We start from the raw sequence: 11885 nt of genomic DNA on the forward strand, positions 1-11885 counted from the left end.
TTCCCGTGGCAGTGCTCAGCCCTGCCCGCATTCATCCGAACGGTACGTCCGGTGAACTGCGGGAAGGGGGAAGGAAGTTGAGCAAGTGAGGATTCGGCACCGAAGATTCATCGCCGCCCTCGTCGTCTCGGCCGTCATGGGGACTGCGCTTCCGCAGATCGCCTTTGCGGCACCCGCCCCGGGTACGGAAGCGGAATCGGACGCCGGGGCCGGTGACGACGGAGACGGCAAGGGTCTCGTCGACACGGTTTCCGGGTGGTTCGGCGGGGGCGACGACGGCAAGGACGGGGACGCGAAGGCGCCGCCCGCGGGCGGGAAGCTGGAGATACCCAGCCGGGAACGGCTCGCGGAGGGGAAGGACGCTCCGAAGGCGAAGCGCGTCAAGGAGTTGACGGGCGAGCGCACGTCCAGCGCGCGCTTCTGGCAGATGTCGGACGGGCGGGTGGAGGCGGAGCTGTCCGCGTTCCCGACCTCCTACCGGCAGGGATCGGCCTGGAAGCCGATCGACACGGCCGTCCGCAAGAGCGGACAGAGGCTCACCAACACCACGAACACCGCCACCAGCCACTTCGGCAGCAGGGCCGGCGAGCTGCTGCGGTACGAGGTCGGGGGCGGCCGGTCGGTCACCATGGGGCTCGACGGGGACGCCGACAAGGCACTCACCCCCAGGGCCGACGGCGACACGGTCACGTACAAGGACCCCAAGTCCGGTGCCGACCTGGTGTACCAGGTCGGTGCGGGGCAGGTGAAGGAGAACATCGTCCTGGCGCGGAAGCCGGGCGGGCCGCTCTCCTTCACCTTCCGGCTGAGCACGGACGGGCTGACTCCGCAGTCCCGCAAGGACGGCTCGATCGCGTTCTACGGAGAGACGTCCAAGCACCCCGTGCTCGTCGTCCCCGCCCCGTTCATGACGGACTCCAAGAAGTCGGAGTCCTCCGCCTACGGGCAGGTCAGCAGCAACAAGGTCACCCAGAAGCTGGTGCGGGACGGCAAGGGCTGGCGGCTGACGGTCACCCCGGACGCCGCGTGGCTCGCGGACCCGGCGCGCCAGTATCCGGTGACGGTCGACCCGACGCTCACGGTGGCGCCTCTCCCGGGCCAGTCGCAGGACACCATGGTCCTGTCCGACACCCCGGAGGAGAACTTCGGGGCGTCCTGGAAGATGTCGGTCGGCCGGACCGGTGCGGGCGTGGCCCGCTCCCTCCTGAAGTTCCCGCTGGACCAGATCCCGGCCGGGACGAAGATCGATTCGGCGCGGCTTGGCCTGTACTTCGACCAGGTGCACGCCAGCAACGCGTACGACGTGCCGCTGGCCGCGCACCGGGCGACCGGTGCGTGGGACGAGTCGACGGCGACCTGGAAGAACACGAACGCCCTGGTGGGCGAGGTGTCGGGGACGTCGGTACAGGCAGACCCGGGCACGGCGGGCAGTACGGCCGCGGTCGGCGAGTGGCCGAAGGAGCAGGCCCCGGGCGGCGACTTCGCGTACAACCGGAACGCGGCCAAGGGCGAGTCGTACGCCTGGCAGCCCGAGGTGCCGGAGTCCGGCAAGTACCGCGTGGATGTCCGCGTTCCCAAGGTCGACTTGGACGATGCGGCGACCGAGGCCCCGTACACGGTCACCGGCAGCAAGGGCGCCACCAAGCACACTCTCGACCAGAGCGAGGCCAAGGCCGGGAACTGGTCGCCGCTGGGTGAGCCGGTGGACTTCGCACGTGGCACCGCGGGCAAGGTGACCCTCTCCGGCAGTGGCGACGAGGACGAGCGCACGCTCGCCGGTTCCGTCCGCCTGGTCGCGGACGCGCAGGTCGTGAAGACCAAGGGCCAGCACAGCCAGTGGCACCGCTTCCCGGTGAAGGACACCGTGCAGAAGTGGATCGACGGCACGGCCGCCAACCACGGCTTCGTGGTGAAGGCGGTCGACGAGTCGGCCACCGGTCCGCTCGGCGGCCCGCGCTACGAGTCCGCCGACGGCAACTACGACGGCGAGACCGCCAACTACCCGCGCCTGACCGTCAGCTACGGTGCGATCGGCACGGAGCTGAGCGAGCCCACCGTGGTGCACGGCAGTGGCCCCGAGCTGTCCTGGGCCGCGTACACCAACACCTCAGGCGACGCGGCGAACGACCTGGTCGAGTACCAGGTGCACCGCTCCGACAAGCCCGGCTTCACGGCGGGCCCGGACACCCTGATCGCACCTGTCACCAAGACCGCGACGTCGTACCAGGACGTCTCGGCCGCCCCCACCCCGGCGGCCAGTGCGAACGAGATCGCGCGCACGCACTACTACCAGATCTCGGTCAAGACCAAGGGCGGCAAGGTCCTCGGCTCACCGGTGCGGGACGTCGGCGTGCCGAAGGCCGGGAGGACCCTGCGGATTCTGCCCGCAGCGGCCGACACCACCCTGTCGTCGAAGAAGCCCGACACCAACCTGGACAAGCTGCCCGCCGACGGTGCGGACCAGGCCTGGCTGAGCGTCGGCAACAACTCCGACACCGAGGGAACGACCCGCAGCGCGTTCAAGTTCCCGACCGACTCGATCCCCGACCCGATTCCTGACACCGCGACGGTCCTCCAGTCCCAGGTCCAGTTCTGGGGCGCGCAGACCACGACCGGCACGAAGGGCGCGACGTACGAACTCGCCCCGCTGAGCCGCGACTTCAACGAGGGCGGCGCCACCTGGAACAAGGCCGACGCCACCACTCCGTGGGCCAAGCCCGGCGGTGACATCGGCCCGGCGGTCTCCGACAGTGTCGGCGGGATCACCAGCGAGGTAGGCCGCCACACCTGGGACGCCACCTCGCTGACCCAGAAGTGGATCGAGAAGCCCGCCGAGAACAAGGGCGCGCTGATCAAGCTCAACAACGAGGCCGCGACCGCCCCGCAGGAACGCACCATGTTCCTCTCCGGCGAAGCGGCCGAGGAGCGCCTGCGGCCCCAACTCCGCGTGATCTACGTCGATTCCACGCCCTGGAACACGTACTACGCCCCGCACACCCCCACCCGGATGACCGAGGACAACACCTACCCGGTCGACGTCACCCTCACCAACACCAGCGACACGGCCTGGCCCGCCGGTGAGCGGAAGCTCTCCTACCGCTGGGCGCTGCCCGACGGCTCCGAGCTGACGGACACCCCCACCCTCAACCTCCGTACCGACGTCCCGGCGCTGCTCCCGGGCGAGGAGGCGATCGTCAAGGCGACGGTCAAGTCCCCCCTGGTGGAGGGAAACCGACGCGAAGGCCACGTCCTGATCTGGGACGTCTTCAACGCCAAGACCAGCACCTGGCTGTCGAAGACCGACAGCATCGGCGGCCTGGAACAGCCGGTCGCGGTCGAGGACCCGACCGCCGACCGCCTGGGCATGGAGAAGTACCACTCCTACACCGGCAAGAACACCGGCGCGGGCTCCACCTTCATGTCCAACCTGGGCTCTGGCAACGGCGTGTGGTCGTACAACGCCTTCAACAACCCCGGCCGCGGCCTCAACACCTTCCTGCGCCTGTCCTACAACGCGCAGGACACCTCGGACACCCAGCTGGGCCACGGCTGGTCCGCACAAGCCTCCGGGCCGATGCGCCTGGGCACGATGCTCGACTTCCACCCGGACAGCGCGCCGGGCGAGGTCTACATCACCGACGGCGACGGCACCCAGCACATCTTCCGCAAGCAGGGCGACGGCACCTGGCGCTCCTCGGCCGGGTACCACTACCTCCTCACCCCGAAGAAGGGCGTGACCTGCACCGACGGCATGGATGAGATCCCGGACGCGTGGACGATGACGCGCCCGGACGGGACCCGCTTCCAGATCGACTGCGACGGATACCTCCGCCAGGTCATCGACAAGAACAACAACGTCCAGACCTACGTCTACGAGGTGCGCGACTCCGGCAACCGCTGGGTCAAGTTCCTCAAGGAGATCAAGGACCCGGCCGGCCGGACCTCGCTGAAGCTGGACTACTGGCTGCCGGGCGACAAGACGTACGAGTACATCGACGCGGCGGGCGAGAAGGTCCCGGGCTACGTCCTGTGGGACCCGAAGATCTACGACCACGTGAAGTCGATGACCGACGTCTCGGGCCGGAAGATCACCTTCCACTACACCCGCCAGGGCACGCTCGGCCGCCTCACGGACGGCGACGGTACGAAGCAGGCGAAGGTCTTCAAGTTCGGCTACGACACGGCGCAGGGCAACAAGAACGTCAAGCTGACCAAGGTCACCGACCCGCGGAACAACACCACCTCGGTCGCCTACGACCGTGACCCGGAGTACCGCTGGTCGACCAAGAAGCTCACCGACCGTCTCTCAGCGGAGACGACCTTCGCGTACACCCCGACGGGCAGCGGCCGCACCACCAAGGTCACCGACGCCGAGAACCACACCTCGACGTACGTCACGGACGGCCTCGACCGTGCGACCACGGTGACGAACGCCAAGTCCCAGACCACCAGGATGAGTTGGGACGACGACCACAACGTCACCCTCATCGAGGAGAACAACGGCGCGAAGACGGCCTACTGCTACGACCAGAAGACGGGCTTCCCGATCTGGCAGCGCAGCGCCGAGGACAACAAGACGGGCGTGCCGAGCGCGGAGGAATGCGCGGGCCCGGGGAAGTTCCCGGCCCACTCGGTCCGCTACGAGTACCAGACCCGGGCCGATGGCTACGCGGCCGACCTGTGGAAGAAGACGTCGGCGGAGAACCGCAGCTGGCAGTTCACGTATGACAAATACGGCAACCTGACGCAGGTCACCGACCCGATGGGCGTCAAGTCCGTCGAGACGGGCGACTACACCACCACGTACGACTACGACGGCTTCGGCCAGCTCACCAAGGCGACCGACGCCAACGGCAACCCGACGACCACGTCGGACTTCGACCCGGTCGGCTACCCGCGCAAGACCACGGACGCGGAGGGCCACTCCACGCTCACCGCGTACGACGAGCGCGGTCAGGTCACGTCGGTCACTGATGCGCTGGGCAAGAAGACCACGCAGACGTACGACACGTACGGGCGTCCGCTGGTCGCGACGATCCCGAAGGAGCCGGGCGTCGTCCTGACGACGTTCGCCCCGGACTACGACGAGAACGACAACGTCGAGGTCTCCAAGGCGATCAACGGCGCCGTCTCAACCGGGGTGTACGACAAGGCTGACCAGATCATCTCGGCGACGGCCCCGCAGGACACGGCCACGTCGGGCAAGCGCGAGTCGACTTACACGTACGACAAGGTCGGCAACCTGAGGACCGTGACCGAGCCCAAGGGCACGGCGACGGCCGCTGACGCCAAGGATTACGTCACCACCAACACGTACGACGAGATCTACCAGCTCACGGACGTGACCAACGCGGCCGGTCACAAGGTCAGTTACGTCTACGACGGCGTCGGCAACCCGGTCAAGGTCATCGACCCGAAGAAGAACAAGACCGCGGCCGACGACTTCACCTCCAAGACCGACTACGACTTCAACCACCGGGTCATCGCGACCACGGACGCGGCGGGCAAGACCAGCCGCCAGGAGTACGACAAGGACTCGCTGCCGGTCAACGCGACGGACGCCGAGGGCAACAAGGTCGTCCGCCACTTCGACGACCGCGGCAAGCTCTCGTCGGTCGAGGCGCCGCACGCGGACAAGGTCGTACGCGTGACGAAGTTCGGCTACGACCAGGTCGGCAACCAGATCAAGGTGTTCTCGCCGCGCGGCGTGGCCACCGATCAGGCTGACGACTTCACGTCCGAGACGAAGTACGACGGGCTGAACCGCCCGAAGTGGCAGTACCAGCCGTACGACCCGAAGGACCCGCGCTACAACAAGAAGGTCTGGACGGAGACGAAGTACGACGCGGTCGGCCGGGTCGCCACGGTCTCCATGCCGCCGAGCTCGGGCGAGACGACCCGCAACGACACCACGTACGACTACTTCGACAACGGCTGGGTGAAGTCGTCCAAGGACCCGTGGGACATCCTCACGGAGTACGACTACGACAAGCTGGGCCAGCAGACGAAGCGCACGCTCACCTCGGCGGGCGGCTCCTCGAAGCGCACGATGACGTGGGACCACTACCCGGACGGCAAGCTCAAGACCCTCCAGGACGGAGGCATCCCGGTCGGCCAGTCGGTCGTCCTCGTCAACAGCACCGACAAGCAGAACGTGGCCGCCTCGGGCGGTGCGGAGTGGAAGCGGACGCTGAGCCGCGACTACGTGCACGCGCCTGGTGCGGGCACGGACTCCTTCCAGTGGAAGCTGAACATCCCGAAGGACGGCCGGTACGCGGCGTACGTCAAGTACCCGAAGGTGGCCGGGGCTTCCCCGTCCGCGACGTACTCCCTTTCCCACGCCAAGGGCTCCTCGGCGGTCAAGGTCGACCAGCGGGCGAACGCCGACGGCTGGGTCAAGATCGGCGACTACGACTTCAAGGAGGGCACGGAAGCTCAGCTCAAGCTGGCGGAATCCGGTGCGGGCACGGTGGCCGCGGACAGCGTGAAACTGGTCCGCGACAACTCCGCCGAAGCGGACGCCGAGCAGAAGAAGTTCGCGTACGCCTACGACGTCAACGGCAACATGACCTCGGTCGATGACACATCGTCGGGCCGCCGGATCGACGCGTACACGGTCACCTACAACGGCCAGAACCAGGTCGAGACGGTGACGGAGGCCCTGGCCGGCCAGGAGAAGAAGAAGACCGCATACACCTACGACGCGAACGGCCAGCCGGAGACCCAGACCCACCCCGACCAGTACTCCAAGTACACATACGACCTGCGCGAGCTGGTCAAGACGGTCACGGTCGGCAAGTCGGCCGATGACGCCGCGGCGAAGGTCTCGACGTACGACTACACCGACCGCGGTCAGAAGAAGCAGGAGATCAAGGGCAACAAGAACGTCGTCGGCTACACCTACTACCTCGACGGTGCTCTCAAGACCCAGACGGAGAAGAAGCCCGACGGGACCCTGATCTCCGACCACGCGTACGCGTACGACGCCAACGGGAACAAGGCGCAGGACATCGCGAAGAAGGTCAACGCCGACAAGCCGACGGACTATCTGGCGTCGACGACCGACTACACCTACGACCCGGCAGACCGGCTCGCGAAGTCGACGAAGGCGAAGGCCAGCGGAGGCACGGACGTCGAGTCGTACATCCACGACGACAACGCCAACGTCATCTCCCAGACGGTCAAGGGCAAGACGACCACCTTCGGCTACGACCGCAACCGTCTGCTGACGGCGACGGTCGACAAGGCTGTCGCCGATTACGTCTACGACCCGTTCGGCCGCCAGGACTCGGTCAAGGCCGGCAGCAAGGTCATCGAGAAGAACACGTACGACGGCTTCGACCATGTCGTGAAGCACGACAAGGCCGACGCCGCCGGGACTCTGAAGTCGACCACGTATGCCTTCGACCCGCTGGACCGGACGACCTCGAAGACCGAGGGCGGGACGAAGACCGAGTACAACTACCTGGGCATGTCCAGCGAGGTCCTCACCGAGGAAGTCGCGACCAAGCTCACGGCGTCGTACCAGTACAGCCCGTGGGGCGAACGCCTCTCCCAGGTCAAGCACGCGGCCGACGGCAAGACCGACGAGTCGTACTACGGCTACAACAGCCACACGGACGTCGAGACGCTGACGGGCAACGACGGCAACGCGAAGGCGACGTACGGCTACACGGCGTACGGATCCGACGATACGTCGGACTTCACCGGCATCGACAAGCCCTCGGCGACCAACCCGACGAAGGACGCGTACAACCCGTATCGCTTCAACTCCAAGCGGTGGGACTCGGCTTCGGGGACGTACGACATGGGCTTCAGGGACTACAGCCCAGGGCTGAACCGGTTCACCAGCCGGGACATGTACAACGGGGCACTTGCGGACATGGGGCTCGGCACTGACCCCATGACTGGGAACCGTTACGCCTTCGCCGGAGGTAACCCGGCAAGCTTTGCCGAGCTTGACGGCCACGCGCCATGTGCAACAGGTATCCAGGTGACCTGCGGCTCGACTCCCTCCTTCATGAAGGCTGGAACAGGGGAAAGCGGTGGCGGTAAGGCTCCTGGTGCCGATAAGGCTGCTGGCAGCCCCGCTCCTCCTTGCCGCATGCTCATGGCTGTATGCATCGAGTACAAGGCAGACGTCAAATCCCCCGTTGATCTTGTTCAGGAAGCATGGGACGCAAATAGCAGCCCTCTCGTACTCCTGTTGAAGGGAGAACCTCAAGCCTCCTGGGATTCACTTTTCGATCCCGCGTGCATAGAGGAACCGAGCACTGGAATGTGCGCTCCCACGACTGGAACGGTGGACATTGGTCCAGGTTCCTCCGTCGCCAAGGGTCTTGCCAGAAATATGGCCCTACGACAGATGAGGGCCGACCTCAAGGACGTCGTGAGAATGCTCTACGCGACAAACCAAGCCGGTAAGGGGCGCTCAGCCCTAGCGGGAGTGGCAGAAATCGGTGGAAATGCCCCGATCAACCTCATGGCTATTAGCGGAAAGGCGGATCGAGGAAAATCATTCGTTCCGCAAGTGGGAACCCCGCAAAACCCACAACGCTACACTGCAACTGCAACGGGCCGAAATAGTCGACAACACGACACTGAGTACATGATGCTCACCTACATAGGAAATCAGTTGGCCAAACACGGGGGCACGAACGCCACGGGTACCGTGGTGCTACACTCCTCTCAGCAGGCTTGCGTTTCATGCAGCTCGGTGATAGGTCAGTTCATGCAAGAATTCCCGAAAATTAAATTGAACTACACTTCGGGATGAAATACTGCTGCCCCGCAACGCAAAGCGTTGCGGGGCAGCAGTATTTACGAGAATGGGATGAGACTATGTCTGACGGAATATGGACGCCGGCGCATGAGGCAGTGGAGGTCAGTAATTACGAAGAGCTCACTAGGCTGCTCGACTCTGGAGTCGATCCCAATGAGGTGAGCTGTGGATTGACCCTCCTCAATCACGCGATCGACATTGAGGGAGACTCGGCCCTCCAAACAGGGTCTCCCGCTAATTCGGCCGCGACTGCAATCCTGCTGGCGTACGGGGCAGACCCTGATCTACCTGATCCTGGCGGCAGAACTCCGTCTGAGATAGCTGCCAGTTACGACCATGGAATGGCGGAAAGGATTCTGTCGCGGCTGACTGCAGTTCGTCGAATCTGTCAGTCGGAGTAGGGCATCGTTCACCTTATTTGCGGTGAGCCCTTCTCAACGTGGCCTGGTGCGCTGAGCATTGGCCAAGCTTGGGGCATGGCGAAGCTCCTGGTGGACGAGTTGTCAACGAAGAGCAACCGTCCACCAGGAGCTTCGTGTGCTTGCGTACCCCTCGACCATTGCCCTGTCTAGTTCTGCCCCGCGGCTCCTGGCACAGGCGTCCGCATTGCCCGCAAAGTCATCAAGCCAGCGAGCGCCTCGGCCATCGCAGGTGAGTGATCGAGCGGGCGTACAGGGCCTGCGCCAGGTATCCGGCTCGCGAAGTCGACGAAGGCGAAGGTCGGCGGAGGCACGGACGTCGAGTCGTACGTCCACGACGACAACGCCAACGTCATCTCGCAGACGGTCAAGGGCAAGACGACCACCTTCGGCTACGACCGCAACCGTCTGCTGACGGCGACGGTCGACAAGGCTGTCGCCGATTACGTCTACGACCCGTTCGGCCGCCAGGACTCGGTCAAGGCCGGCAGCAAGGTCATCGAGAAGAACACGTACGACGACTTCGACCACGTCGTGAAGCACGACAAGGCCGACGCCGCCGGGACTCTGAAGTCGACCACGTACGCCTTCGACCCGCTGGACCGGACGACCTCGAAGACCGAGGGCGGGACGAAGACCGAGTACAACTACCTGGGCATGTCCAGCGAGGTCCTCACCGAGGAGGTCGCGACCAAGCTCACGGCGTCGTACCAGTACAGCCCGTGGGGCGAACGCCTCTCCCAGGTCAAGCACGCGGCAGACGGCAAGACGGACGAGTCGTACTACGGCTACAACAGCCACACGGACGTCGAGACGCTGACGGGCAACGACGGCAACGCGAAGGCGACGTACGGGTACACGGCGTACGGATCCGACGACACAACCGAGTTCACCGGCATCGACAAGCCGTCGACGACGAACCCGACGAAGGACGCGTACAACCCCTACCGCTTCAACTCCAAGCGGTGGGACGCGGCCTCGGGGACGTACGACATGGGCTTTCGGGACTACAGCCCGGGGCTGAACCGGTTCACGAGCCGGGACATGTACACCGGGGCGCTTTCCGACATGAGGCTCGGCAGTGATCCCATGGCTGGCAACCGCTACGCCTTCGCAGCCGGCAATCCTGTCGGCAACGTCGAAGTCGACGGACACTTCATCTTCATGCTCGCAATCCCTGCCGGTGTATCGCTGGGCAAATTGCTCGTTGCTGCCACGGTGGCGACGGTCGCAGCCGCTGGAGCAGGGGCCGTCGCTCAAGATGTGGCCGACGGAACAGACGACGAAACATCTGCAGATGAGGAGCCAGCGCAGTCTCCCCGGACGCCCCGTGGGACTGATACCAACCGCAAGAGACCTTGCGGTTGGGTCGACCTCGGCGATAGGGACGCCAAGAACGGTAACCGTGCGACAGCAATGAACGCCTGCCTCACCGCTTCCTCGATACAGGGGGGAACGTCCACGACCGAGAAGGTCCGCCCGCCCGGATACAAGTGGGCGACAAGGACCGCCGCCCACTTGCGCGCGTTCCCGATCAAGCAGAACATCAACAACTGCCACCTTCTGGGGAAGCAGTTGGGTGGCTCGGGTACTGACCTGAGGAACCTTGCCACCTGCTCACGTAGCGCCAATGCACCACAGGATGGATCTCGGCAGGGGGCGGGCAACATGACCACCTATGAGAACCAGATCAGAGACGCGGTCGGAGGCGGCGAAGAGGTCGAGTACCGTGTGACACCGCGTTACAGCGGCAGGAGAACAGTTCCAACCGGCTTCGCCATGGTGGCCAACGGAACGAAGCCCGACGGAACTCCGGATATCAGGATCAACGTTTTCGTTTCGAATTCCCTCAAGAACCGAAATCTTGGGATGTTCAACGATCCGAGAACTGGGCGTCAGATCCCCACAGGTGGAGCCGAGTAGAAGAACAAGAGCAAGGAGTGTTCGCGAATGAAGGAAATGGAAGCCCTTCAACAGTTAATGCCACCACCTGGTGCTCCTGACATCAATGGTGGCGGGCAATGGGTCGGTATGAGTGAGTCCTGGGGAAAGGCTTTCCCGAGTGACTACATTCGCTTCATGGAGATTTACGGCCCAGGTTCGATCGAAGACTATCTGGCCATCCTGAGCCCAGAACCCAAGGACTCCATCTTGGAGCAGGAAAGTGGTGGGATGGCCCCAGAGACGGCCACGGCACAGCTAACCTGGGCAACTAGCCGGAAATCTGACGAGCTACTCGGGGCATCGCCTGAGTTGATCGCGTGGGGGATTGACTCAAGCGCGGATATCCTCTGCTGGGACGCCTCCGAGGCAGATTCAGAGAATTGGCCGGTCCTGGTTTACCACGCAGATGACGCGCAGTGGCGTCGTTACGACTGCGGGGTGACGGTATTCCTCTTGGGTATCCTGCAGGCGACTCTCGAAGAATGCCCCCTGGGGGAGGAGTCCCTGTGGGGCAAGGCCTCAGTAAAGTTCCTCACGACGGCTGAGCAACTGCGCCTGATGAGGCAAGGCCTGGATCCCTGGACAGGGGAACCGGACCCCTACGCCGGGATGTACGACTCCTGATTTGCCACTCCCGCCCGCAGTCTAAGAGCTGTCCCGTAACTGATCTTTGAGTTGTTGGGGCAGGGTCGTTTACCTACCCGTCGAGGGCGAGGTTGTGCATCCGGGCGATGCCGAGC

At 64.7% G+C, this 11885-nt stretch carries 3 protein-coding genes; all 3 read left to right on the forward strand.

The window, feature by feature from the left end; genetic code table 11:
• Window positions 1-85: 85 nt before the first annotated feature.
• The 3 genes from ACH4SP_RS09015 to ACH4SP_RS09025 all read left to right on the forward strand — a co-directional run bounded on the left by ACH4SP_RS09015 (window position 86) and on the right by ACH4SP_RS09025 (window position 11769).
• Complete coding sequence (locus tag ACH4SP_RS09015; RefSeq protein WP_398411713.1) at window positions 86-8776, forward strand: DNRLRE domain-containing protein; 8691 nt, start codon at window positions 86-88, stop codon at window positions 8774-8776.
• 959 nt (window positions 8777-9735) lie between these two features.
• Window positions 9736-11124: a DNA/RNA non-specific endonuclease gene (locus ACH4SP_RS09020; RefSeq protein ID WP_398411714.1), complete on the forward strand. Its 1389-nt coding sequence runs from the start codon at window positions 9736-9738 to the stop codon at window positions 11122-11124.
• Window positions 11125-11151: 27 nt separating this feature from the next.
• Window positions 11152-11769: an SMI1/KNR4 family protein gene (locus ACH4SP_RS09025; RefSeq protein WP_398411716.1), complete on the forward strand. Its 618-nt coding sequence runs from the start codon at window positions 11152-11154 to the stop codon at window positions 11767-11769.
• The last annotated feature ends 116 nt before the right edge of the window (window positions 11770-11885 follow it).

Origin of the sequence: Streptomyces sp. NPDC021093 (assembly GCF_044333135.1) — a bacterium.
Lineage (GTDB): Bacteria > Actinomycetota > Actinomycetes > Streptomycetales > Streptomycetaceae > Streptomyces.

Coding starts and splice junctions, on each gene's coding strand:
- ACH4SP_RS09025 (WP_398411716.1), top strand. CDS start 11,152: ATGAAGGAAATGGAAGCCCTTCAACAGTTAATGCCACCACCTGGTGCT.